Annotated in this window: 19 protein-coding genes, 2 tRNA genes, 3 rRNA genes and 1 pseudogene; 13 read left to right on the forward strand and 12 right to left on the reverse strand. The window is 58.1% G+C overall.

The annotated features are described in order from the left end of the window. Positions 1–19: 19 nt before the first annotated feature. The 5 genes from DNK50_RS13060 to soxR all read right to left on the reverse strand — a co-directional run bounded on the left by DNK50_RS13060 (position 20) and on the right by soxR (position 3,266). Entirely contained in the window at positions 20–580 is a 561-nt protein-coding gene (locus tag DNK50_RS13060) for a DUF6162 family protein (protein ID WP_099584465.1), read from the reverse strand. Continuing rightward, positions 577–900 (reverse strand): hypothetical protein, encoded by a 324-nt coding sequence (locus tag DNK50_RS13065; protein WP_099584466.1) that lies wholly within the window; start codon positions 898–900, stop codon positions 577–579. Before DNK50_RS13065 ends, DNK50_RS13060 begins: the two co-directional genes overlap by 4 nt. After that, positions 897–1,433 carry a thiamine pyrophosphate-binding protein gene (locus DNK50_RS13070; protein WP_099584467.1) on the reverse strand — a complete coding sequence of 179 codons (537 nt, stop codon included), beginning with the start codon at positions 1,431–1,433 and terminating at the stop codon, positions 897–899. Before DNK50_RS13070 ends, DNK50_RS13065 begins: the two co-directional genes overlap by 4 nt. After that, positions 1,433–2,632 carry a PepSY domain-containing protein gene (locus DNK50_RS13075; protein WP_112194401.1) on the reverse strand — a complete coding sequence of 400 codons (1,200 nt, stop codon included), beginning with the start codon at positions 2,630–2,632 and terminating at the stop codon, positions 1,433–1,435. Before DNK50_RS13075 ends, DNK50_RS13070 begins: the two co-directional genes overlap by 1 nt. 193 nt (positions 2,633–2,825) lie before the next feature. Further along, the gene (soxR, locus tag DNK50_RS13080) at positions 2,826–3,266 is read right to left on the reverse strand and encodes a redox-sensitive transcriptional activator SoxR (RefSeq protein WP_112194403.1); all 441 of its coding nucleotides are present in this window, start codon (positions 3,264–3,266) and stop codon (positions 2,826–2,828) included. A 100-nt stretch (positions 3,267–3,366) separates the two neighbouring features. On the opposite strand from soxR, the gene DNK50_RS13085 reads away from it, so the two are divergent. Continuing rightward, complete coding sequence (locus DNK50_RS13085) at positions 3,367–3,732, forward strand: antibiotic biosynthesis monooxygenase (protein ID WP_099584470.1); 366 nt, start codon at positions 3,367–3,369, stop codon at positions 3,730–3,732. Here DNK50_RS13085 and DNK50_RS13090 read toward each other — a convergent pair. The 4 genes from DNK50_RS13090 to msuE are packed head-to-tail and all read right to left on the reverse strand — an operon-like array spanning position 3,721 to position 7,793. Further along, the gene (locus DNK50_RS13090) at positions 3,721–4,824 is read right to left on the reverse strand and encodes a sigma-54-dependent Fis family transcriptional regulator (RefSeq protein WP_099584471.1); all 1,104 of its coding nucleotides are present in this window, start codon (positions 4,822–4,824) and stop codon (positions 3,721–3,723) included. The genes DNK50_RS13085 and DNK50_RS13090 overlap by 12 nt on opposite strands. A gap of 13 nt (positions 4,825–4,837) precedes the next feature. Further along, on the reverse strand, positions 4,838–6,025 hold the full coding sequence (locus DNK50_RS13095; RefSeq protein WP_112194405.1) for an acyl-CoA dehydrogenase family protein: 1,188 nt from the start codon (positions 6,023–6,025) through the stop codon (positions 4,838–4,840). Between the two features lie 55 nt (positions 6,026–6,080). Further along, entirely contained in the window at positions 6,081–7,220 is a 1,140-nt protein-coding gene (ssuD, locus tag DNK50_RS13100) for an FMNH2-dependent alkanesulfonate monooxygenase (protein ID WP_112194407.1), read from the reverse strand. A gap of 9 nt (positions 7,221–7,229) precedes the next feature. Further along, positions 7,230–7,793, reverse strand: coding sequence for an FMN reductase (gene msuE, locus DNK50_RS13105; protein WP_099584481.1), 564 nt, complete (start codon positions 7,791–7,793; stop codon positions 7,230–7,232). A 399-nt stretch (positions 7,794–8,192) separates the two neighbouring features. Between msuE and DNK50_RS13115 the strand changes: the two genes are divergently transcribed. The 3 genes from DNK50_RS13115 (at position 8,193) to DNK50_RS13125 (ending at position 11,704) form a co-directional block, all read left to right on the forward strand. Then, positions 8,193–8,462 carry a hypothetical protein gene (locus DNK50_RS13115; RefSeq protein WP_112194411.1) on the forward strand — a complete coding sequence of 90 codons (270 nt, stop codon included), beginning with the start codon at positions 8,193–8,195 and terminating at the stop codon, positions 8,460–8,462. 233 nt (positions 8,463–8,695) lie between these two features. After that, positions 8,696–9,856, forward strand: coding sequence for a cysteine desulfurase family protein (locus tag DNK50_RS13120; RefSeq protein WP_112194413.1), 1,161 nt, complete (start codon positions 8,696–8,698; stop codon positions 9,854–9,856). Positions 9,857–9,895: 39 nt separating this feature from the next. Continuing rightward, a complete protein-coding gene (locus DNK50_RS13125; RefSeq protein ID WP_112194415.1) occupies positions 9,896–11,704 on the forward strand; it encodes an aminopeptidase P family protein in 1,809 nt (602 codons plus the stop codon). 107 nt (positions 11,705–11,811) lie between these two features. Here DNK50_RS13125 and DNK50_RS13130 read toward each other — a convergent pair whose 3' ends face one another. Continuing rightward, positions 11,812–12,093 carry a hypothetical protein gene (locus DNK50_RS13130; RefSeq protein WP_099584478.1) on the reverse strand — a complete coding sequence of 94 codons (282 nt, stop codon included), beginning with the start codon at positions 12,091–12,093 and terminating at the stop codon, positions 11,812–11,814. A gap of 164 nt (positions 12,094–12,257) precedes the next feature. Beyond that, complete coding sequence (gene rhtA / locus DNK50_RS13135) at positions 12,258–13,145, reverse strand: threonine/homoserine exporter RhtA (RefSeq protein WP_099584479.1); 888 nt, start codon at positions 13,143–13,145, stop codon at positions 12,258–12,260. 642 nt (positions 13,146–13,787) lie between these two features. Here rhtA and DNK50_RS13140 point away from each other — a divergent pair. The 6 genes from DNK50_RS13140 to mrdA all read left to right on the forward strand — a co-directional run bounded on the left by DNK50_RS13140 (position 13,788) and on the right by mrdA (position 21,160). After that, a 16S ribosomal RNA gene (locus DNK50_RS13140) occupies positions 13,788–15,324 on the forward strand. Between the two features lie 83 nt (positions 15,325–15,407). Further along, positions 15,408–15,484: transfer RNA gene (locus DNK50_RS13145), tRNA-Ile, on the forward strand. Between the two features lie 30 nt (positions 15,485–15,514). Further along, a tRNA-Ala gene (locus DNK50_RS13150) sits at positions 15,515–15,590 on the forward strand. A 247-nt stretch (positions 15,591–15,837) separates the two neighbouring features. Further along, positions 15,838–18,729 (forward strand): 23S ribosomal RNA (locus tag DNK50_RS13155). Between the two features lie 151 nt (positions 18,730–18,880). Continuing rightward, positions 18,881–18,996, forward strand: a 5S ribosomal RNA gene (gene rrf / locus DNK50_RS13160). Together the 16S, 23S and 5S rRNA genes with 2 tRNA genes alongside form the textbook arrangement of a ribosomal RNA operon. Positions 18,997–19,267: 271 nt before the next feature. Next, positions 19,268–21,160, forward strand: a complete 1,893-nt coding sequence (gene mrdA, locus DNK50_RS13165; protein WP_099584831.1) for a penicillin-binding protein 2 — start codon at positions 19,268–19,270, stop codon at positions 21,158–21,160. Position 21,161: 1 nt separating this feature from the next. Here the strand turns inward: mrdA and DNK50_RS13170 are convergent, their stop codons facing one another. Beyond that, positions 21,162–21,563: a GFA family protein gene (locus tag DNK50_RS13170; RefSeq protein WP_099584832.1), complete on the reverse strand. Its 402-nt coding sequence runs from the start codon at positions 21,561–21,563 to the stop codon at positions 21,162–21,164. A 99-nt stretch (positions 21,564–21,662) separates the two neighbouring features. Between DNK50_RS13170 and DNK50_RS13175 the strand changes: the two genes are divergently transcribed. The 3 genes and pseudogenes from DNK50_RS13175 to DNK50_RS13185 all read left to right on the forward strand — a co-directional run. Further along, the gene (locus DNK50_RS13175; RefSeq protein ID WP_112194417.1) at positions 21,663–22,130 is read left to right on the forward strand and encodes an SRPBCC family protein; all 468 of its coding nucleotides are present in this window, start codon (positions 21,663–21,665) and stop codon (positions 22,128–22,130) included. Between the two features lie 115 nt (positions 22,131–22,245). Further along, positions 22,246–24,603 carry a DNA polymerase II gene (locus tag DNK50_RS13180; protein ID WP_112194419.1) on the forward strand — a complete coding sequence of 786 codons (2,358 nt, stop codon included), beginning with the start codon at positions 22,246–22,248 and terminating at the stop codon, positions 24,601–24,603. 42 nt (positions 24,604–24,645) lie between these two features. Continuing rightward, positions 24,646–24,999, forward strand: a pseudogene (locus DNK50_RS13185) (glutathione S-transferase); the annotation flags it as partial. Between the last annotated feature and the right edge of the window lie 94 nt (positions 25,000–25,093).

Below are 25,093 nucleotides of genomic sequence, written 5' to 3' on the forward strand. Positions count from 1 at the left end.
GGGCAATCGGTCTTCTCGTTCAGTGACGGTGCTGGCGGGTAACGCCGGCGTCGAATTGCGCAACCACTTGCTGCCAGCCGGCTGCGATCAGCGCCTGGTCAGTGAGGTCGGAGGGGGCGGCCAGGTCGACGCGGCGATTGAGCCAGATGTCCGGCTCGGTGCCCTGAACGCGCATCAGCAGTGAACCGCTGGTGGTCGGCGCCTGGCTCAAGCCGAAGTAGGCCGCAGGCGCGAGTAACTGCCAGCGGTGATCGCCGCGGCTGACCGAACTGGCATCCTGGGCGAACGGCGCGAAGCCTTCTTCGGCCAATTGCTCAGGCGTCGGCAGGGCGCTTTGTTCCTGCTGCAGCAGGTGGATTTCATCCAGGGTCACCCGCAGGTCGGCGTAGATGCCTTGTTCGGCGGCGTTCAGGTCGCGGCGGGCGTCCAGTTGGTGGCTGGGTACGGCGGCGACTTCCTGGGATTCGCCGTGCAGCGCCACCACCGTGCCGGCCACCGCGAGGATGATCAGGCACAGCAGTAGAACATAGAGGGTTTCGTGACCAGCACCGGCGGGGCGTACAACCTGTGTCGTACTCATTGGGGCTGGATATCCGCTTGGTCGATTTCGACGACATGGCCGGGGCCTGCGTCAAACAGCACGTAGAACTCGGCGGATGGCTTTTTGAAGGTCAGGGTCGAGTCCTGGCCGAGCTTGCCCGGTACCAGGATGGTCTCGTCGTAGCCGATCACATCCAGGGTCACGCCGGGGGCGCCGCTGCCGTCGGAAAAACCGCCCTTGCACTGGATCTGCTCGCCGGGGATTTCCTTGCATTCGCACATCGGGTTGTGGGCCAGCGCCACGGTACTGAAACCCGCGCACAGCAACAGCGCAGCGCGGGACAGGTGCTTGATCATCATGGTTTGACTCCTTGCTTGTTCAGCCAGGCGATGGTGGCAGGCGAGGCCTGGCTCAGCGGGATGGAACCCTGGTGCATCGTGCCGTCCCAGCCTTCCATGGTGACCCACAGCTCGGCGTCGGCTGGCGTGCGTTCCGGGACAGGCAGGGCGGCGCCCATGCGGTACGGTGTGCCGAAAAAGATCACCCCGGCCGCCCGCAGGCTGCGTGGCTTGCCGATGCGCAGGTAAGTGGCCTTGACCTGGTCGGCGCAGGTGTCGCACAGGGCAGCGTTGAAGAATTTCATTGGGCCGGCCGGGTCCGGTCTGGGGCCTTCATTGCGGAATTCGGCAAGGGTCAGGCTCCAGGGGCCGACCTTCACCTCGCCGGCCACCCGCTCGCCGATACCTGTGTCACCGCGAAACAGCGCGGCGTCGGCAAAATACTTGGGCATGAAGCCCAGGGGCACCAGCAATAGCAGCACATTGATATGGAAACGCCATTTCAGCCAGAAAGCCCGCAGGGGTGTCGGCGGTGTCGCTGCGACCTTGCTCATCAGTGGCTCTCCGAGGTTTCAGCCTGCAAGGCCGGGGTGGAAACAGACTTGCGCTGGGTCTTGGCCTCGCGCCTGAGGGCATTGAGGGTGGCCAGGGCCGTGCGCTTGGTCCAGATCAGCAAGCCGCTCAAGACCATCATGCTCAGCACCAGGCCGAAGAACGCCCAGATCAGCTTGATCCACAGCCCGCCAAAGTCGCCGGTGTGCAGCGGGCGCATGGATTCGGTGACGAACTCAAGCGCGGTACGGTCGGACAGGAGGTGCGAGACCGCGATTTCGCCGTTATAGGGGTTGAGTTGGGCGGTCTGGTACATCAGCGGATACCAGCCGCGTCCGCCGATTTGCAAGTGGCTGTAGGCATTGAGCGGCAGTCGCACGAAGCTGGCATCCAGACCGGGGATGCGTTGGGTCGCGATTTCGATCGCTTCGTCCAGGGCAATCATGGGCGCTGGCACGCCGGGAGCGGACATTGGCACTTTCTCCCGTGCAATCACCGGCACCACCGGCTCGCTCGAAATCGAAATCTGGTTATCGAAGAGGATCGCCTGGATCAGGAACCAGGTCCCGGTGATGGAGATTACGGCAATGAACCAGATTGACCAGATGCCGCTCAGGCGATGGAAGTCGCCCCAGAAAATCCGAGCGCCGTGGCGGAACCGCAGGGTCGGCTTGAAAAAACCTTTCCAGAAACGCTTGTACACCACCAGCCCGGTGATCAACGACGCCAGCAGTGGCAGGCCCAGCAGCGACACCAGGTACCAGCCCCAGCTGAATCCGTTGGTAAACGGCACCAGCCACCAGCCGTGCAGGGCTCGGGTGAATTGGGGGAAGTCAAAGGAAGGGCTGATGCCCTGGACCGCTCCGGTGTAGGGGTTGACGTAGGCCTCTACCGAACGGCCGTCGGGGTAGTTGAGGTTGACGGTCAGGGCAAAGTGGGACTCATCCGGTCGAGTAATGGAGCTGACGATCACTTGGGGGTCGGAGTGTTTGATCGCGCCGAGCAGTTGATCGTAGCTCAGCATTTCGGCATCAGACGACGGCTTGCTCGCCCGGATATCCGGGTTGGCCAGCCAGACGATTTCCTGACTGACCACCGCCAGGGTGCCGGTGACGCAGACGATCAGTACAAAGAACCAGATGGGCAACGCCAGCCAGCTATGTACGAGAAACCAGAGTTTGGAGCGTGACTTCTTCGACATGTGAATGAGGGTCTTGATCGGAGGGGGGCGAGGGAGGCCCGGAAATGGCCAGTCGTAGCTTTTGCTGACGCGACAGGCTGTATCTAAGTTAAGACGGATGAGAATGAGAAATCCCTAACCCGGAAATGAAAGAAAATGTTTCGGGTGCGTATTGAATGTGTTTTTACTTCGCCCCACGGCGCTTCACGTGCCCTTAAGTCGGTTCGAGCAACTGCGCGCCGGGGCCGCGCTCACCGAGCAGGTCATCCTGATTGCGCAGCGGGCATGCCTCCAACGATAAGCAGCCGCAGCCGATGCAGCCGTTGAGCTTGTCGCGCAGCAGCATCATCTTGTTGATGCGCTCATCCAGGTCTTCGCGCCAAAGTGCCGACAAACGCTCCCAGTCCTTGGCGGTGGGTGTGCGGCCATTTGGCAGCGTCTGTAACGCTTCGCCAATCGTCGCCAGCGGAATGCCCAGGCGCTGAGCGATTTTGATCACCACCACCCGGCGCAATACATCCCGTGGATAACGCCGTTGATTGCCCGCGTTACGATTGCTGTGGATCAGCCCCTTGGTTTCATAGAAATGCAGGGCCGTGACGGCCACCCCACTGCGGGCGGCCAGTTGGCCGACGGTGAGTTCCTTGGTAATCATGAAAAACTCCGATTAAGCGCTTGACCTTGACTTAACTGGAGGTTTTACCCTGCGTGGCATTGAATCGCAAGATTCTGCCTACAGAGAAAGGGGAGTGTTCATGCAGGTATCAGAGAAAAATCGCAGCTTCACTCAGTTGATCGAGTTCCATATCGAGCCCCAGCAACACGTTGCCCTGGTGGCGGCCCTGTCCGTCCAGAGTGAGCGTTTGGCCGAGGGCCATGACGGTTTCCTCAGTGCGAGCGTACAGGTCAGCGATGACGGACGGCGGGTGCTCAATTACCTGCAATGGGCGTCCCGCGAGGACGGCGAGGCCGCGTTCAAGCGTTTTGAGCAGGGCGAGGAAGATTTCTGGACGCTGCTTCGCGCCCATCAGGCCACGGCGGTGACCTTTGGTTCGTTCCAGGTGCTGCGCAGTTTTGAGCGCAGTCACGACAATGCATTGCACTGCCGACTATATGGATAAATGCAGCATCCGTTCACCTTGCACGTTTTCCCCCGGCCGCCGTTTGTTGACCGCCAATTCGCCGATCTTGATCAGGCGCGTGCGCGTGACGTTGCGGCTCAGGCCCAGCAGGTTGGCGGTGTGCACCTGATTGTAGTGGCTGAAACGGTAAGCGGCCCGCAGCAGGGCGTCTTCGACCTTCTCATGCAGGGCGCCGGCCTGTTCTTCGAAGAGCTTCTGGAAGGCGCGCGCGAGCAGGGCTTCGGCACTGTTGTCGGTGCCGTGCTGGCTGTCGTCCTGGCGCTCGATGCGCATGTTCGACAGGCGTAGATCATCCCGTTCGATCACGCCGTTACGGCAAATCAGCAGGGTGTGGTGGATGACGTTTTCCAGCTCGCGGATATTGCCCGGCCAACTGTAACTCTTGAGCTTTTGTTCGGCTTCGCGGCTGATGGTGATCGGGCCGTAGCCCAGGCGCCGGCTGTACGCCTCGATAAAGTGTCGGGTCAGCGGCAGGATATCGCCGGGGCGTTCGCGCAGCGGGCTGAGTTCCAGGCTGACCACATCGAGCCGGTAGTAGAGGTCTTCGCGAAAATGCCCGGCGTTGATGGCTTTCTCCAGCTGCACGTTGGTGGCAGCCAGTACGCGCACATCAATGGGAATGCTCTTGCGCGAACCCAGGCGCACGACTTCGCGTTCCTGTAGGACGCGTAGCAATTTGACCTGGATGGCCATCGGCAAATCACCGATTTCATCGAGGAACAACGTGCCGCCATCGGCCTCTTCGAACCAGCCGGCCTTGGCGCTGAGGGCGCCGGTAAAGGCACCTTTTTCATGGCCGAACAGTTCAGCCTCCACCAGGGATTCAGAGAACGCGCCGCAGTTTACCGCCACGAACGGCCGGTTGCGCCGCGCACTGAGATTATGAATGTGGCGCGCCACCAGCTCTTTACCGGTCCCGGTTTCGCCGATGATCAGCACGCTGGCTTCGCTGGGTGCCACTTGCTGGATGTGGTCGAGCAGCGCCTGGGATTTCGGGTCTTCGAAGACCTGGGCCGTGGCGCGGATCGAGGTCGCAAGGGCGGGCGAGGGCGGTAGGGTTAGAAGCTGCATGGGCACCTCTTTTTTATGAGTAGAACGTAGGAATCGGCAGGGATTGGTTCAACGCCCAGTCCCCCAGTTCGTGGAGCTTGTAGTCCACCGGGTCGTGCAGGGTTTGCGTACGCAGGTTGCGCCAGTGACGATCCAGGCGCAGGGACGCGTGGGTGGAACGTGCCCCGGTGACTTCAAACAGACGGCTGCACAGGTCCAGGCCTTGGCGGGTGGCAGCGACCTTGGCCGTTGCGATGGCAATCGCCAGTTGGCCGCGTTCGTGTTCGCTGAGGTTCGGTCCTTTGGCCCAGGCCTGGTCCAGTAGCTCGGCGGCGCGTTCCACTAACAGACGCACGCCTTCGAGGGCCACCCAGAATTCGCCATAGTGGTGCAGCACGTAAGGGTCCTGGCGCACGTCTTCGGCTGAGGATTTGTGCCAGGCACGCGTTTCGGTGAGGGTGTAGGTGCGCGCTTCTTCGAAGGCTCCCTCGGCAATGCCGAGAAACATATGGGTGAAGGTCAACTGGGCGATCAGTGGGCGCAGGCAGGCGAAGGGGGTGCTCAGCGGGCCCGGATCGAGTAGCAATTCCGACTCTTCGACGCGCACCCGCTCGAAGCTGGCGCTGCCGCTGTCGGTCTGGCGTTGGCCGATATTGTTCCAGTCGTTGTGCAGCGTAATGCCACTGCGCCCGCTGGGAATGGCGGCGATCAGTAGCTTGCCGCCGGCATTTTCGTCCACGGCCGAGGCGATCAGCATCTGCGAGTCGCTGGCGCCGGAGCAGAAGCTTTTCTTGCCAGAGAATTCGCGCCAGCCGCCGAAATCCTTGACCACGGTGCGCGTGTCCAACGGGTTGAGGGCATTGCCCCAGAACCAGTTCTTGCGGGCGGTCTGTTCGAACCAGGGTTGCCATTGATCCGGGCGCGAAAACAGGCGCACGGTGGCCAGCATCAGGTGATGGAAGCCGAAGACGTGAGCAATGGAACTGTCCACCTTAGCGAATTCGCGCACGATGCCCAGGGTGTCGCTCCAGCGTACGCCGAGGCCGCCGTATTGGGTGGGAATGCTCAGGGCCAGCAGGCCGCTTTGGCGCAGGGCGTCACGCTCGGTTTTGGGCGTGCCGCCGCGCTCGTCGCGTTCGACGGCGCTGAGGGCGAATTCGGCGGCCAGCAGTTTGGCGGTCTGCAAGGGGGATGGCAGGACGCTGTGGGGTTTGGCTGTCACGGGGTTTCCTCTCTATAAGCAGCAGCGGCCAGCGCAGTTGCCGCCGCTGCGCCGATCAGGCCTTGGCCGGTAGGACATCGTTGGCAATCATTTCGCCGAACGGGCCGGTGAGGTTGGTGATGCCGCGTCCGGCGAGGCTGGCATAGGGTTCCGGCAGCAGCGGGAACACCAGCTCGGCGAAGCGATAGGCCTCTTCCAAATGTGGATAGCCGGAGAAGATGAAGCTCTCGATGCCCAAGTCGGCGTATTCCTTGATGCGTTCAGCCACTTGTTGCGGGTTGCCCACCAGCGCGGTACCGGCACCGCCGCGCACCAGGCCGACGCCGGCCCACAGGTTAGGGGCGATCTCCAGGTTGTCGCGGCGTCCGTCGTGAAGGGCGGCCATGCGGCGTTGGCCTTCGGAATCAAAGCGCGAGAAGGACTTTTGCGCGGCGGCGATGGTGTCGTCGCTGATGTGTTCGATCAGTTTATCGGCGGCTTTCCAGGCGTCTTCTTCGGTTTCGCGCACGATTACATGCAGGCGAATGCCGAACTTCACGGTGCGCCCGTGGCGCGCGGCGCGCTCACGTACATCCGCGAGTTTTTCCGCGACGGCGGCGGGTGGCTCGCCCCAGGTCAGGTACACGTCCACCTGTTCGGCGGCGAGATCGTGGGCGGCGTCGGAGGAACCGCCGAAGTACAACGGTGGATAGGGCTTCTGCACCGGTGGGTAAAGTGCCTTGGCGTTCTGCACACGCAGGTGTTTGCCTTCGAAATCTACCGATTCGCCCTGCAACACGCGGCGCCATATCCGCAGGAATTCGTCGGAGACTTCGTAACGCTCGGCGTGGTCAAGGAAGCTGCCGTCGCCACGGTTTTCGTCGGGATCGCCGCCGGTCACTACATTGATCAGCAGGCGGCCATTGGACAGACGATCCAGCGTGGCGGCCATGCGTGCCGAGACGGTGGGCGAAATGATGCCGGGACGAATCGCTACCAGATAGCGCAGGCGCTCGGTCAGCGGTACCAGCGCCGAGGCGATGACCCAGGAGTCTTCGCACGAGCGGCCTGTAGGAATCAACACACCGTAGTAACCCAGGCTGTCAGCCGCCTGGGCGACTTGCTTCAGATAATTGAGGGTGACGGGCCTGGCACCTTGAGTGGTACCCAGGTAATGACCGTCGCCATGTGTCGGCAGAAACCAGAAAACATCCATGACCAATCCTTAAGCGATTTTCAGCAGAGAAGGGGAGTGCGCCGCAAACAAGGGTGCCGCGCGTTCTGCTGCCAGTTGAATCCGTGCTTTTAGTAATTCACTGGTTATTTGGTAGTCGGTGAAGTCGGCTTCGGTGGCGTACACACCGATCGGCAGGGTCAGGGCCTGGAAGAAGGCAAACAGCGGGCGCAGTTGATGGTCGAGGACCAGCGCGTGGCGCTCGCTGCCACCGGTGGCGGCGAGCAGCACCGGGGTGTTGACCAGGGCGTTGAGACCGACCAGGTCGAACAGGTGCTTGAGCAGGCCGGGGTAGGAACCGCGATAGACCGGTGCGGCGACGATCAGCAGGTCGGCCTGTTCGATGGCCAACAGTTGGGCTTCGACGTCGTCGGGCAATTCATCGCGCGACAATGCGCCGCCCAGGGGACGGGCAATGTCGCCCAGTTCGATCAGGGTGGTCTGGATCGGCAGCAAGGTGGCCAGTTCGGCCAGCAGGGCTTGGGTCAACACCAGGGTGCGCGACGGGCGCCAGGTTCCGCCGGAGAGGGCAACGACATTCAGGGGACGGGTCATGAACAGTTCCTTTTTCAACAGTGGTTCATAGCAAGTGAGGTGCAAGGTGTTGAGCAAGAGCTGTACCAACGGCTGAAGGCCTTGATTGGCGGGGGCTGCGGCTTTACTGCTGAAAAGTGTTGCTGTTGCCCGCCTGGTGATTTGTTGAATGGCTGTTGCCTGGGCAACAGTTGCGTGGCGAACAGTGCCCGGCAGGCGTGGAGCTATTTATAGAAGGTTATGGTTATTCCGTAAATGAATCTATTTCCATATTTATAGATCATAAAGAAATATGAGGAGGGCCTATCGAGAGTGCCTGGGCGGTTGATAGCAACTATCACGGACGATGATTTTTCGCTGCGCAAGGCGAGGAGTAGCCTGTGTTCATTGACTCGAAACCACCTTCGCAGAGCCGCCGCCATGAACCGATTTCTCGCCGTTTGTTTACTGATTGTCAGCTCCGTACTCGCCGGCTGTGCGAGCCATCCATCGCCAGAATTGCGCCCCTACTCGGCTGAAGAGACCAAGCAGCTGGCCCTGGAAGCGCTGAGTCGTCGCGGCTTGTCGTTCGATGAATATCAACAGCAGCGTGCCGCGCTGACCGGCCAGCCACAGAAGCCCTTCAGCTTTGATCGCGAGGGTGAAATGAATGCCGAGCGCAATGTGGTACTTCATGGTCGTCCCAGTTGATCGCGTCCTGCGCAGCAAAAAGCCCGAGGCTCCCCTTAAGGAACCTCGGGCTTTTTGTTTGCCATGGTGCGACTTCAGCCTGTTAAGCTGAATTTCAGGAGCGTTCCTACGCACATTTACTTAAAGTCGTCCTTCTTTAATGGCATCCAATCCGGTAAACCTGACGACCTCTGTTCCGGTCGATGCCCCTGAGACGCTGCTCTCGGGAACCTGCTCTGCGAGTCTTAACTGTCATGAATAAACGTCCGTTGTATTTCGACTACGCCGCCACCACGCCGGTGGACGAGCGAGTCATCCAGGTGATGGTCGATTGTCTGGGCTTCAACGCCAATTTCGGTAACCCCGCGTCCAGTTCCCACGCGTTCGGCCAGGCGGCCCGGCAAACGGTTGAACAGGCCCGTGGCCAGGTGGCCGAGTTGGTGGGCGCGCAGCCTGAGCAGATCGTGTGGACCTCCGGCGCCACTGAATCCAACAACCTCGCCATCAAGGGCGTGGCCCAGGCGCGGGGCGTGACGGGTGGGCATATCATCACCAGTCAGATCGAGCACAAGGCGACGCTGGACACCGCACGGCAGTTGCAGGAAGCCGGGGTGGCCGTGACCTACCTGGTGCCCGACGCGGACGGTTTGATCAGCGCCGATGCGGTCAGTGAAGCGTTGCGCGAAGACACCTTTCTGGTTTCGCTGATGCTGGTGAATAACGAACTTGGCACCCTGAATGACATCCCCGCCATCGGCGCGCGCGTGCGTGAACACGGGGCGCTGCTGCATGTGGATGCTGCCCAGGGTGCAGGCAAGGTGGCGATCGATCTGGCGCAGTGGCCGGTGGATCTGATGTCGTTCTCTGCGCACAAGTTGTACGGCCCCAAGGGCATAGGCGCGCTGTACGTCGGGCCTCGGGCGCAACAGAAAGTGTTGGCGCAGATTCATGGTGGCGGTCACGAGGGCGGCTTGCGCTCCGGCACGTTGGCGACTCATCAGATTGCGGGGATGGGCGCGGCATTCGCCCTGGCAGCGCAGTCGTTCACCGAGGAGAAAGCGGTGATCGTCGCGTTGCGGCAACGCCTGCTGGATCAGTTGGCGTCAGTCGCCGGTGTGCGCCTCAATGGCAGCGCGACGCAGCGTATTCCCCATACCCTGAGCCTTACGTTCGGCGAAGGTGAATTCAATTCGGCGGCATTGAGCGCCGGTATTGCTTTTTCCGCTACGTCGGCCTGCAATTCAGCGAGTAATGCACCGTCCCACGTGCTACTTGCCCTTGGTCATGACGCCCGCTCGGCCGGCCGCACTATTCGTTTGAGCCTGGGTCGGTTTACCACTGAACAGGACATTGACCAGGCGGTGCAACTGATCAAGGCCGCACTGGCCAGCGCGCCGGCGTTCTGGGCCGTCTGATTTTCATATAACAATTATTAGTGGTTAGCAGGAGACACAATGAGTACGCAGCCTTTGACCCATGGAACGGTTCCCCAGCGCCTGGCGCACACCCGCGAACTGATGAGCCGCGAGGGCATCCACGCCCTGCTGGTACCGTCGGCGGACCCGCATTTGTCCGAATACTTGCCGGGTTACTGGCAGGGTCGTCAATGGTTGTCAGGGTTCCATGGCTCGGTGGGGACGCTGATTGTCACCGCGGATTTCGCTGGCGTGTGGGCGGATAGCCGTTACTGGGAACAGGCGACCAAGGAGCTCAAGGGCAGTGGCATTGAGTTGGTCAAGCTGCAACCAGGTCAGCCGGGGCCGCTCGAGTGGCTGGCCGAGCAAACCCCGGAAGGCGGTGTGGTGGCGGTGGATGGTGCGGTAATGGCCGTCGCTTCGGCGCGCACCCTGGGCACCAGGCTGGCGGAGCGTGGGGCGCGTTTGCGTACCGATATCGACGTGCTTGATGCGGTTTGGACTGACCGGCCGAGTCTGCCGAGCCAACCGATTTATGCCCATCTGCCACCGCAAGCGACCGTCAGCCGCGGCGAGAAGCTCGCTGCACTGCGCGCCAGTTTGAAAGAGAAGGGCGCCGATTGGCACTTCATTGCGACCTTGGATGACATCGCCTGGCTGTTCAATCTGCGTGGCGGTGATGTTTCGTTTAACCCCGTGTTTGTGTCGTTTGCGTTGATCAATCAACAGCAGGCCACGTTGTTCGTGGCGCTGAGCAAAATCGACGCGGATCTGCGTGCTGTGCTCGAACAGGATGGCGTGACCTTGCGCGACTACAGCGAGGTAGCGGATGGCCTGCGTGGAATTCCTCGGGGGGACAGTTTGCAGGTTGACCCCGCCCGCGTAACCGCCGGGTTGCTGGAAAACCTCGATGCTGGCGTCAAGCTGATCGAAGGGCTTAACCCGACTACATTGGCCAAATCCCGCAAGAGTCTGTCAGATGCGGAACATATCCGCCGGGCCATGGAGCAGGATGGCGCGGCGCTGTGCGAATTCTTCGCCTGGCTGGACAGTGCGCTGGGCCGGGAGCGCATCACGGAGTTGACCATCGATGAACACCTGACTGCTGCGCGCACGCGTCGCCCCGACTATGTGTCGCTGAGTTTCAATACCATTGCTGCGTTCAACGCCAATGGGGCAATGCCGCATTACCATGCCACTGAAGAAGAGCATGCGGTGATCGAAGGTGATGGCTTGCTGCTGATTGACTCAGGTGGCCAATACTTGGGCGGTACGACAGACATCACGAGAATGGTGCCTATCGGTACGCCGAGTGAGGAACAGAAACGAGACTGCACCCGAGTGCTGAAGGGTGTTATTGCGCTGTCCCGTGCGCATTTCCCCAAGGGGATTCTGTCGCCGTTGCTGGATTCCATTGCCCGTGCGCCGATCTGGGCTGAAGGCGTGGACTACGGTCACGGTACTGGGCATGGTGTGGGCTATTTCCTCAATGTGCATGAAGGTCCCCAAGTGATCGCCTACCAGGCTGCCGCTGCGCCGCAAACGGCAATGCAGCCTGGGATGATCACATCCATTGAGCCGGGCACTTACCGTCCGGGGCGTTGGGGCGTACGTATCGAGAACCTGGTATTGAACCGAGAAGCGGGCAAGACCGAGTTTGGGGAGTTCCTCTCGTTTGAAACGCTGACTTTGTGCCCGATAGACACTCGTTGCCTGGAGCCGTCGCTGCTCACGGCGGATGAGCGCGAGTGGTTCAACGCGTATCACGCGCAGGTGCGTGAACGCTTGAGCCCTTTGCTCGATGGCGCAGGGCTTGAGTGGTTACAACTGCGTACGGCGGCTATTTGATCTAATGCAAACGCCGCTTGCGATCTGCTGCAAGCGGCGTTCAAGGATGAGTGTTAATCGAGCGCTGATTACGCACTGAGCAGTCATCGGTGACTGCTCGAAGGCGATTACTTACAGATGACGATCATGCTGCGGCTGGTGTAGCCGGCAGGGTTGAGTCCGAAGGGGTAGTCCCCCGGTTCCTCTGAGTTGTCACCGGACTTGGCGATAACCCGATAACCCTTGGTGCCGCACGAGTTGGTTGCACTGGTGTAGCACTGGTCCCAGGAGGAGGACAGGCCTGAGCAGTTGATATGCAGCCCTTTTTTGCCACGTTTCACTTCTGTCTTGGTAGTCGCGGCACAGCCAGCAATGGCCACGACCATTAACAGTATCAAAATTCGTTTCATTCCCATCCTTAATAGCCACTTCGCAATACTTGAAGCCGGCTTTACTCGCTCTCGAGTGTAGCGTTCGCGCTGTCCCTGTCGAAAAACTCCATTAATGACATTCGTTTACCACTTAAACATGGCCTAAATGAGTGGCAAATGCCAGAGCTACATTCAAAGATGATTCAATCTGCCGGAACCAACGGTTTCGAGTCATTGCGCATTGTCAGCGTCGCGCCTACCGAGGCCAGAATAATGCAGGTGATGGCCAGCCATTGCGCCAGGGACAAGTGCTCTTGCAGGAAGAACAGGCCTGAAAGCGCGCCGAATGCGGGTTCGATGCTCATGAGGGTGCCAAAGGTTCGGGCGGGGAGGCGCGTCAGCGCTACCATCTCCAGGGTGTAGGGCAGGGCGGTGGACAGGATGGCGACGCCGATGGCTATTGGAATCAGCGCAGGGGTCAGTAGTGCGCTTCCGGCATGCACGATGCCGATGGGCGCGACAAACAGGGCGGCGATCATCACGCCCAATGCGGCGGTCTGGACGCCATTGTCGTTACCGGCCTTCTGTCCGAACAGTATGTAGAGTGCCCAGCAGACGCCGGCCCCCAATGCATACGCTGCGCCGACCAAGTCGATGCCGCTGCTGGCTTCCCCAATCGGAATCAAAAGAAGCAGCCCGACGATCGCAAGGGCGATCCACAGGAAATCTACTGCTCTGCGTGACGCGTAGATGGCGACAGCAAGCGGCCCTGTGAATTCAAGGGCTACAGCGATGCCCAGAGGTACGCTGCGCAATGACATATAGAAAAGGAAGTTCATGCCGCCCAGGGCCATCCCGTAGATGAGCACGGTGCGCAGGGACTTGGCGGTCAGTTTGGCGCGCCACGGTCTTAATATAAGAAGCATGATCACACTGGCGAAGATCAGGCGCAGGGTGGTGGTGCCTTGTGCGCCGACAATCGGGAACATGCTCTTGGCCAAAGAGGCTCCGGACTGGATGGAAGCCATGGCAATCAGCAGTAGGCCGACAGGAAACAATGCAGAGGCCAGGCTGCGGGGGGAGGTGGTCATTGGCGGTGTGCGTCCAAGGTCATATTTGATAGTCAGAGTTCGCTATGATGCTTAACAGTACGGTTTTGAGCAATATATTGCTCAGTTTTGTGCGGTTGGCTGTCTGTATATAGAGGGATAGGGGGGTATATAGGCGGTTTGATAGAAAAACCAAATTAAAGGTTGACGCCAGATTCTGGAAGCCTATAATTCGCCCACTTCCGGCGCAGTCGAAACGTAAAACTCCTTGGTAAACAATGAGTTACGCAGTTTTCGGCAGCAAGTTGCTTCAGTTCATCGAAGCCAAAAGGAAGTTGAAAAAGAGGTGTTGACAGCAGCGTGTAACGCTGTAGAATTCGCCTCCCGCTGATGAGAGATCTGAAGCGCAAGTGGTTGAAGTTGTTGAAGAAGTCTTCGAAAGCTTCTGAAAATAATCACTTGACAGCAAATGAGGCTGCTGTAGAATGCGCGCCTCGGTTGAGACGAAAGATCTTAACCAACCGCTCTTTAACAACTGAATCAAGCAATTCGTGTGGGTGCTTGTGGAGTCAGACTGATAGTCAACAAGATTATCAGCATCACAAGTTACTCCGCGAGAAATCAAAGATGTAACCAACGATTGCTGAGCCAAGTTTAGGGTTTCTTAAAAACCCAAAGATGTTTGAACTGAAGAGTTTGATCATGGCTCAGATTGAACGCTGGCGGCAGGCCTAACACATGCAAGTCGAGCGGTAGAGAGAAGCTTGCTTCTCTTGAGAGCGGCGGACGGGTGAGTAATGCCTAGGAATCTGCCTGGTAGTGGGGGATAACGTTCGGAAACGGACGCTAATACCGCATACGTCCTACGGGAGAAAGCAGGGGACCTTCGGGCCTTGCGCTATCAGATGAGCCTAGGTCGGATTAGCTAGTTGGTGGGGTAATGGCTCACCAAGGCGACGATCCGTAACTGGTCTGAGAGGATGATCAGTCACACTGGAACTGAGACACGGTCCAGACTCCTACGGGAGGCAGCAGTGGGGAATATTGGACAATGGGCGAAAGCCTGATCCAGCCATGCCGCGTGTGTGAAGAAGGTCTTCGGATTGTAAAGCACTTTAAGTTGGGAGGAAGGGCAGTTACCTAATACGTGATTGTTTTGACGTTACCGACAGAATAAGCACCGGCTAACTCTGTGCCAGCAGCCGCGGTAATACAGAGGGTGCAAGCGTTAATCGGAATTACTGGGCGTAAAGCGCGCGTAGGTGGTTTGTTAAGTTGGATGTGAAATCCCCGGGCTCAACCTGGGAACTGCATTCAAAACTGACTGACTAGAGTATGGTAGAGGGTGGTGGAATTTCCTGTGTAGCGGTGAAATGCGTAGATATAGGAAGGAACACCAGTGGCGAAGGCGACCACCTGGACTGATACTGACACTGAGGTGCGAAAGCGTGGGGAGCAAACAGGATTAGATACCCTGGTAGTCCACGCCGTAAACGATGTCAACTAGCCGTTGGGAGCCTTGAGCTCTTAGTGGCGCAGCTAACGCATTAAGTTGACCGCCTGGGGAGTACGGCCGCAAGGTTAAAACTCAAATGAATTGACGGGGGCCCGCACAAGCGGTGGAGCATGTGGTTTAATTCGAAGCAACGCGAAGAACCTTACCAGGCCTTGACATCCAATGAACTTTCTAGAGATAGATTGGTGCCTTCGGGAACATTGAGACAGGTGCTGCATGGCTGTCGTCAGCTCGTGTCGTGAGATGTTGGGTTAAGTCCCGTAACGAGCGCAACCCTTGTCCTTAGTTACCAGCACGTAATGGTGGGCACTCTAAGGAGACTGCCGGTGACAAACCGGAGGAAGGTGGGGATGACGTCAAGTCATCATGGCCCTTACGGCCTGGGCTACACACGTGCTACAATGGTCGGTACAGAGGGTTGCCAAGCCGCGAGGTGGAGCTAATCCCATAAAACCGATCGTAGTCCGGATCGCAGTCTGCAACTCGACTGCGTGAAGTCGGAATCGCTAGTAATCGCGAATCAGAATGTCGCGGTGAATACGTTCCCGGGCCTTGTACACACCGCCCGTCACACCATGGGAGTGGGTTGCACCAGAAGTAGCTAGTCTAACCTTCGGGAGGACGGTTACCACGGTGTGATTCATGACTGGGGTGAAGTCGTAACAAGGTAGCCGTAGGGGAACCTGCGGCTGGATCACCTCCTTAATCGACGACATCAGCTGCTCCATAAGTTCCCACACGAATTGCTTGATTCATTGAAGAAGACGATAAAGAAGCAGCCCGAAATTGGGTCTGTAGCTCAGTTGGTTAGAGCGCACCCCTGATAAGGGTGAGGTCGGCAGTTCGAATCTGCCCAGACCCACCAATTTTGTGTGGGAAACGCCTGTAGAAATACGGGGCCATAGCTCAGCTGGGAGAGCGCCTGCCTTGCACGCAGGAGGTCAACGGTTCGATCCCGTTTGGCTCCACCACTACTGCTTCTGTTTGTTGAAAGCTTAGAAATGAGCATTCCATTGTGATGATGGTGAATGTTGATTTCTAGTCTTTGATTAGATCGTTCTTTAAAAATTTGGGTATGTGATAGAAAGATAGACTGAACGTTACTTTCACTGGTAACGGATCAGGCTAAGGTAAAATTTGTGAGTTCTCTTAATTGAGAAATTCGAATTTTCGGCGAATGTTGTCTTCACAGTATAACCAGATTGCTTGGGGTTATATGGTCAAGTGAAGAAGCGCATACGGTGGATGCCTTGGCAGTCAGAGGCGATGAAAGACGTGGTAGCCTGCGAAAAGCTTCGGGGAGTCGGCAAACAGACTTTGATCCGGAGATGTCTGAATGGGGGAACCCAGCCATCATAAGATGGTTATCTTACGCTGAATACATAGGCGTAAGAGGCGAACCAGGGGAACTGAAACATCTAAGTACCCTGAGGAAAAGAAATCAACCGAGATTCCCTTAGTAGTGGCGAGCGAACGGGGACTAGCCCTTAAGTGGCTTTGAGATTAGCGGAACGCTCTGGAAAGTGCGGCCATAGTGGGTGATAGCCCTGTACGCGAAAATCTCTTAGTCATGAAATCGAGTAGGACGGAGCACGAGAAACTTTGTCTGAATATGGGGGGACCATCCTCCAAGGCTAAATACTACTGACTGACCGATAGTGAACTAGTACCGTGAGGGAAAGGCGAAAAGAACCCCGGAGAGGGGAGTGAAATAGATCCTGAAACCGTATGCGTACAAGCAGTGGGAGCCCACTTTGTTGGGTGACTGCGTACCTTTTGTATAATGGGTCAGCGACTTATTTTCAGTGGCGAGCTTAACCGAATAGGGGAGGCGTAGCGAAAGCGAGTCTTAATAGGGCGTCTAGTCGCTGGGAATAGACCCGAAACCGGGCGATCTATCCATGGGCAGGTTGAAGGTTGGGTAACACTAACTGGAGGACCGAACCGACTACCGTTGAAAAGTTAGCGGATGACCTGTGGATCGGAGTGAAAGGCTAATCAAGCTCGGAGATAGCTGGTTCTCCTCGAAAGCTATTTAGGTAGCGCCTCATGTATCACTGTAGGGGGTAGAGCACTGTTTCGGCTAGGGGGTCATCCCGACTTACCAAACCGATGCAAACTCCGAATACCTACAAGTGCCGAGCATGGGAGACACACGGCGGGTGCTAACGTCCGTCGTGAAAAGGGAAACAACCCAGACCGTCAGCTAAGGTCCCAAAGTTATGGTTAAGTGGGAAACGATGTGGGAAGGCTTAGACAGCTAGGAGGTTGGCTTAGAAGCAGCCACCCTTTAAAGAAAGCGTAATAGCTCACTAGTCGAGTCGGCCTGCGCGGAAGATGTAACGGGGCTCAAACCATACACCGAAGCTACGGGTATCACGTAAGTGATGCGGTAGAGGAGCGTTCTGTAAGCCTGTGAAGGTGAGTTGAGAAGCTTGCTGGAGGTATCAGAAGTGCGAATGCTGACATGAGTAACGACAATGGGTGTGAAAAACACCCACGCCGAAAGACCAAGGTTTCCTGCGCAACGTTAATCGACGCAGGGTTAGTCGGTCCCTAAGGCGAGGCTGAAAAGCGTAGTCGATGGAAAACAGGTTAATATTCCTGTACTTCTGGTTATTGCGATGGAGGGACGGAGAAGGCTAGGCCAGCTTGGCGTTGGTTGTCCAAGTTTAAGGTGGTAGGCTGAGATCTTAGGTAAATCCGGGATCTTAAGGCCGAGAGCTGATGACGAGCTAACTTTTAGTTAGCGAAGTGGTTGATGCCATGCTTCCAAGAAAAGCTTCTAAGCTTCAGGTAACCAGGAACCGTACCCCAAACCGACACAGGTGGTTGGGTAGAGAATACCAAGGCGCTTGAGAGAACTCGGGTGAAGGAACTAGGCAAAATGGCACCGTAACTTCGGGAGAAGGTGCGCCGGTGAGGGTGAAGGACTTGCTCCGTAAGCTCATGCCGGTCGAAGATACCAGGCCGCTGCGACTGTTTATTAAAAACACAGCACTCTGCAAACACGAAAGTGGACGTATAGGGTGTGACGCCTGCCCGGTGCCGGAAGGTTAATTGATGGGGTTAGCTAACGCGAAGCTCTTGATCGAAGCCCCGGTAAACGGCGGCCGTAACTATAACGGTCCTAAGGTAGCGAAATTCCTTGTCGGGTAAGTTCCGACCTGCACGAATGGCGTAACGATGGCGGCGCTGTCTCCACCCGAGACTCAGTGAAATTGAAATCGCTGTGAAGATGCAGTGTATCCGCGGCTAGACGGAAAGACCCCGTGAACCTTTACTATAGCTTTGCACTGGACTTTGAATTTGCTTGTGTAGGATAGGTGGGAGGCTTTGAAGCGTGGACGCCAGTCTGCGTGGAGCCAACCTTGAAATACCACCCTGGCAACTTTGAGGTTCTAACTCAGGTCCGTTATCCGGATCGAGGACAGTGTATGGTGGGTAGTTTGACTGGGGCGGTCTCCTCCTAAAGAGTAACGGAGGAGTACGAAGGTGCGCTCAGACCGGTCGGAAATCGGTCGTAGAGTATAAAGGCAAAAGCGCGCTTGACTGCGAGACAGACACGTCGAGCAGGTACGAAAGTAGGTCTTAGTGATCCGGTGGTTCTGTATGGAAGGGCCATCGCTCAACGGATAAAAGGTACTCCGGGGATAACAGGCTGATACCGCCCAAGAGTTCATATCGACGGCGGTGTTTGGCACCTCGATGTCGGCTCATCACATCCTGGGGCTGAAGCCGGTCCCAAGGGTATGGCTGTTCGCCATTTAAAGTGGTACGCGAGCTGGGTTTAGAACGTCGTGAGACAGTTCGGTCCCTATCTGCCGTGGACGTTTGAGATTTGAGAGGGGCTGCTCCTAGTACGAGAGGACCGGAGTGGACGAACCTCTGGTGTTCCGGTTGTCACGCCAGTGGCATTGCCGGGTAGCTATGTTCGGAATAGATAACCGCTGAAAGCATCTAAGCGGGAAACTAGCCTCAAGATGAGATCTCACTGGAACCTTGAGTTCCCTGAAGGGCCGTCGAAGACTACGACGTTGATAGGTTGGGTGTGTAAGCGCTGTGAGGCGTTGAGCTAACCAATACTAATTGCCCGTGAGGCTTGACCATATAACACCCAAGCAATTTGCGTCGAAAGGCCAGATTGCGGTGTTTGAAGACGAGATGAACCGAAAGTTCGACGCTCACAAAACACCGAAAGCTATCACATACCCAATTTGCTGAAGCGAGGCCAACAGGTCACGACTCAGTACCCGAATTTCTTGACGACCATAGAGCATTGGAACCACCTGATCCCATCCCGAACTCAGTAGTGAAACGATGCATCGCCGATGGTAGTGTGGGGTTTCCCCATGTGAGAGTAGGTCATCGTCAAGATTAAATTCCGAAACCCCATTTGCGAAAGCAGATGGGGTTTTGTTTTGGGCGCTCGGAAAGCGCCGCGATTGTCTCCGAGGCGCTTCTCGTATATCCGCCGGGGGGCAGGACGACCCCCTAGCCATCAATCTGCAAACCCTCCTCCAAGTACCGTTGAGGAATTCAATGCAAAGTGTTTCTGCATTTTTGGTATGGTGCAGCACATTTTCCCAAGGATTGATCTTTCATCGCAGGATGCGGCGTCGACCTTCTTCAACGAGATGCGGTAGCAATGCCTGAACCTATAACGATTAAAGATCACGAAAAAGAGCACCGTCTGGTCAATAAACGCCTGCTCGCTTGTGCGCTGTTGGTGATTGGCATTACATGCGCCCTGGTGGGGCGTATGTATTTCCTGCAGGTCGTGCAGTTCGACTATCACTCCACCATCTCTGAAAACAACCGTGTTCATGTGCTGCCCATCACGCCGACGCGTGGGCTAATCTACGACCGCAACGGCGTGGTACTCGCCGACAACCGCCCCAGTTACAACCTGACCATCACCCGGGAGCGCACCGCCGACCTCAAGGGCGAATTGGACGATATCGTCAACCTTCTGCACCTGCCTGCCGAGGACCGCGGACTGTTCGACAAAGCCCTGAAGCAGGCACGTCATCCTTTTGTCCCGGTGACATTGTTTTACGAGTTGACCGAAGAACAGATCGCATTGCTGGCAGTGAATGAGTTTCGCCTGCCAGGTGTCGACGTAGAGCCGCAGTTCGTCCGTCACTATCCGCTAGGCGCGCACTTCGCTCACTCCATTGGCTATGTGGGACGCATCAACGAGAAAGAATCCAAGGCCCTGGACTCGGTGGAGTACCGCGGCACGCAATCCATCGGCAAGACCGGTATTGAGCGATTCTACGAGTCCGAGTTGCACGGTCATGTCGGCTATGAAGAAGTCGAGACCAACGCTCAGGGCCGTGTGCTGCGAGTGCTCAAGCACACCGATCCGATCCCTGGAAAAAGTATCGTCCTGAGCCTTGACGTTAAACTCCAGGAAGCGGCAGAGGAGGCGCTTGGCGATCGCCGTGGTTCCGTGGTTGCCCTTGACCCGCAGACAGGCGAAGTACTGGCCATGGTCAGCAAACCGAGTTTCGACCCGAACCTGTTCGTCACCGGCATCAGCTTCAAGGAATACGCTGCACTGCACGACTCCATCGACCGACCGCTGTTCAACCGCGTCCTTAGAGGCCTGTATGCACCGGGCTCGACCATCAAGCCAGAAGTGGCCATCGCCGGTCTGGACAGCGGCGTAGTCACCGCTCAAACCCGGGTGTTCGATCCCGGTTACTACCAACTGCCCGACTTCGACCATAAATACCGTAACTGGAACCACAGTGGCGACGGTTGGGTGGACATGGACGCAGCCATCATGCGCTCCAACGACACCTACTTTTACGATTTGGCCCACAAGCTGGGTATCGACCGCCTGCACGACTATCTGGCGGAATTCGGCCTTGGTCAGAAGGTCTCCCTGGATATGTTCGAAGAGTCAGCCGGCCTGATGCCATCCCAGGCCTGGAAACGTGCAACCCGCCGCCAGCCTTGGTTTCCGGGCGAAACCGTGATCCTCGGCATCGGCCAGGGCTACATGCAGGTCACGCCGCTGCAACTGGCTCAGGCCACTGCGCTGATCGCCAACAAAGGTGTATGGAACCGACCGCACCTGGCCAAGACGATCAATGGCGTACCGCCCGTTGACGAAAACCCCATGCCGAACGTTGTGCTCAAAGACCCGCGTGACTGGGAGCAGGTCAACCACGGCATGCAACTGGTGATGCACGATCCGCGCGGTATCGCCCGGGCTGCTGCGCAAGGCGCGCAATACCGCATCGCCGGCAAGAGTGGCACCGCCCAGGTAGTCGCGATCAAGCAGGGCGAACGCTACAACCGCGAGAAAACCCTGGAACGCCACCGTGATAACGCCTTGTTTGTCGGCTTTGCTCCTGCGGAACATCCGAAAATCGTAATTTCGGTGATGATCGAAAACGGCGAGGCGGGTGGTCGCGTCGCGGGGCCGGTGGTGCGGCAGATCATGGATGCTTGGTTGCTGGACCAGGAAGGTCACCTGAAGCCGCAATATGCAACGCCGGCCAAGGCACCGGGCGATCCGCGCGTCTAGGTCATATCTTCCACTCGTCCCAGTGCTCCACGTCCTCATAGGCAAGCCAGGGCACTTCATGACTCGTCCAGATGTGCGAGGTAGGACTGACGCCCGGATCATCATCCAGCGTCGCCACTCGCACAATGACATGAGGTTGCTGCCTGCGTTCCGCCATCAGGTGTGAGCCGCAGCACTTGCAGAAATGTCTGAATTTACCCGGTGACGATTGGAAGGCCACGAGCAGTTCCTCTCCCTGCGTCCAGCGAAAATGCTCGCGCATCACCCCGGCCGTTGCGACAAACGCCGCCGCGTGTATTTTGCGGCAACTTATACAGTGGCAGTGGCTGATGGGCATATCCAATGTGTCCACCTGATAGCGCACACCTTTGCAGAAGCAACTTCCATTCAATGGTTCAGTCATAACGTATTGCCGGGTTCAAGGAGGGGGTCATCATCATTGCTTACAACCTCAGGTTGCGCATTGTTTGATGTCGCCTACTGTCAATGGAGGAGGTGACTTATGCACGTATTAGATCGCATCGAGCGAAAGGTCCTGCTCAACGCTTCACGCAAACAGGTCTGGGACGCGCTGACCAATGCCGAGCAATTCGGTCATTGGTTTGGCGTCGCCCTTAAGGACAAAGTCTTTGTGGCCGGAGAAACCATCGAGGCCCAGATTACCTACCCAGGTTACGAGCACGTTGTCTGGAAAGCCAAAATCGAACGCATCCTGCCACAGACGTTGTTTTCCTTCTGGTGGCATCCGTTTGCGGTGGAGAAGGGCGTCGATTATGACAAGGAAACGCCCACCCTGGTGGAGTTCACCATTGAAGATCGCGCGCCGGGCATCCTGCTGCGGGTGGTCGAATCCGGCTTCGACGACGTGCCCCAAGCCCGCCGCCAGAAGGCCTTCAAGATGAACTCTCGTGGCTGGGACGAGCAAATGGGTAATATCGAAGACTTTCTGAACAAAGCCCGTCGGGCGTGAACCAAACGGGCATCATTGCTGATGCCCGCGCTTGCCGCTTTCAGCTTTCATGGGGGCGTTTGCCACGATGCCGCGTAGAATCAACGCCTGAAAGCGATTCCTGAGGTGCGGTACGGTGGATTTACAGCAGGGTTTTGTCCTGACCCGGCATTGGCGCGATACCCCGGCGGGCACGGAGGTGAGTTTCTGGCTGGCCACCGACCAGGGGCCAAGGTTTATCCGCCTACCCGTGCAGACCTCGGTGATGTTTATCCCTGAAGCCCACCGCAAGCCACTTGATTGGCTGCTCAAGGGCGAGCGCGATATCGAACTGCGCCCGCTGCAGTTGTGCGATTTCCACCACCGTCCGGTGCTGGGCCTGTATACCCGCCAGCACCGCCAACTGATGGATGTGGAAAAACGCCTGCGCGCGGCCGGCGTCGATGTCTACGAAGCCGATGTACGCCCGCCTGAGCGCTATATGATGGAGCGCTTCATCACCGCCCCCGTCTGGTTCGGCGGCACGCCCGACGCCACGGGCGCGCTGTGCGACGCGCAGATGAAACCCGCGCCCGATTACCGCCCCCCGCTCAAACTGGTGTCCCTGGACATCGAGACCACCGCCCAGGGCGACCTGTATTCCATCGCCCTCGAAGGCTGCGGTGAGCGCCAGGTCTACATGCTCGGCCCGCCGAACAAAACCGATTCAGTCGACTTCAAGCTCGACTACTGCGACACCCGCGCCCAACTGCTCGAACGCCTCAACCAATGGCTCGCCACCTTTGATCCAGACGCGATCATCGGCTGGAACGTGGTGCAGTTCGACCTGCGCGTGCTCCACGAGCATGCCCAACGCCTCAAGGTGCCGCTCATGCTCGGGCGTGGCGACGAACCCATGGCCTGGCGCGAACACGGCAGCCGCAATCATTACTTCGCCGCAGCGGCGGGGCGCCTGATCATCGACGGGATCGAAGCCCTGCGCTCAGCCACGTGGAGCTTCGAATCCTTCAGCCTGGAAAACGTCGCGCAAACCCTGCTGGGCGAAGGCAAGGACATCTCCACGCCCTACCAGCGCATGGACGAAATCAACCGCATGTTCGCCGAGGACAAGCCTGCCCTGGCGCGCTACAACCTCAAGGACTGCGAACTGGTCACGCGGATTTTCGAGAAGACCGAACTGCTCAAGTTCCTGCTCGAACGGGCCAGCGTCACCGGGCTGCCGGCCGACCGCAATGGCGGATCGGTCGCTGCATTCACCCACCTGTACATGCCGCTGATGCACCGCCAGGGTTTCGTCGCACCCAACCTGGGGGACAAACCGCCCCAGGCCAGCCCCGGCGGCTTTGTCATGGACTCGCGTCCCGGCCTCTACGAATCGGTGCTGGTACTCGATTACAAAAGCCTCTACCCGTCGATCATCCGCAGCTTTCTGATCGACCCCGTGGGCCTGATCGAAGGCCTCAAATACCCGGAAGACAGCGACTCGGTAGAAGGCTTTCGCGGTGCGCGTTTTTCCCGCACGCGTCATTGCCTGCCGTCCATCGTCGCCCGTGTCTCCGAGGGCCGCGAAGTGGCCAAGCGTGAACACAATGCGCCGCTGTCCCAAGCCCTGAAAATCATCATGAACGCGTTCTACGGCGTGCTCGGTTCCAGCGGTTGCCGCTTTTTCGATACCCGGCTGGCCTCGTCGATCACGATGCGCGGCCACCAGATCATGCGCCAGACCCGCGAGCTGGTTGAGGCTCAAGGCTATGAGGTGATCTACGGCGACACCGACTCCACCTTCGTCTGGCTCGGCAAGGCCCATTCCCAGGAGGATGCCAGCCGGATCGGCCACGCATTGGTGCAGCACGTCAATGCGTGGTGGCGCGAGCATCTGCACAGTGCATTCGGCCTGCAAAGTGCCCTGGAACTGCAATACGAAACCCACTTCACGCGCTTTCTCATGCCGACCATTCGCGGTGCGGAGGAGGGCAGCAAAAAACGCTACGCCGGCTTGGTCACCCGCGCCGATGGCCGCGAAGACATGGTCTACAAAGGCCTGGAGACCGTGCGCAGCGACTGGTCGCCCCTGGCCCGGCAATTCCAGCAGGAACTCTACCAGCGCATCTTCCACCGCCTGCCCCATCAAGACTACATCCGCGATTACGTGCGCCGTACCCTGAGCGGCGAATTCGACGAACTGCTGATCTACCGCAAGCGCCTGCGCCGCCGGTTGGATGACTACGAACGCAATGTGCCGCCCCACGTGCGCGCCGCGCGCCTGGCCGATGACTACAACGACCGCCTCGGGCGCCCGCGCCAGTACCAGCGTGGCGGTTGGATCAGCTATGTGATCAGTGTCAACGGCCCTGAGCCGCTGGAAGTGCGCCAAGCCCCCATCGACTACGATCACTACGTCACCCGGCAGTTGCAGCCGGTGGCGGACGCGATTCTGCCGTTTGTGAATGACGATTTCAGCACCTTGGTCGGCGGACAAATGGGGCTGTTCTGACCTTTAACCACGGTGCATCCCCAGCGATAGGAGAAAACGCCCATGTACACACTCTACGGCACTGACGAATCCGGCTCCTGCATGATCGAGATTGCCTTGCAACGTTGCGCGGTGCCGTGGCACCGGGTGGACGCCAGCTCGTGGCAGGAAAGCGCGGGCAGCGATGCCCTGGCGCGCATCAACCCGCTCAAGCAGATCCCTACGTTGGTCACGCCCGATGGCCAGGTGCTGACCGAAAGTGCAGCGATCCTGATCCACCTGGGCCTTGAGTTTCCCGGCTCACAGCTGCTGGGCGGCGACCGTGCGCAAGTCATCAGGGGCCTGGTGTACATCGCCGCCAATTGCTATTCGGCGATTGGTATTATCGACTACCCGCAACGCTGGCTGGAAACAATCATGCATGTTCGCGCCAAACCCTTGCGTAGCGGGCTCCCTGACCTACGCTTTCTTAAAGCCGTGTAGGAATCATCCTTGAATTTGACTGTCGCAG

This window comes from Pseudomonas sp. LG1E9, assembly GCF_003290225.1.
Lineage (GTDB): Bacteria > Pseudomonadota > Gammaproteobacteria > Pseudomonadales > Pseudomonadaceae > Aquipseudomonas > Aquipseudomonas cyclaminis.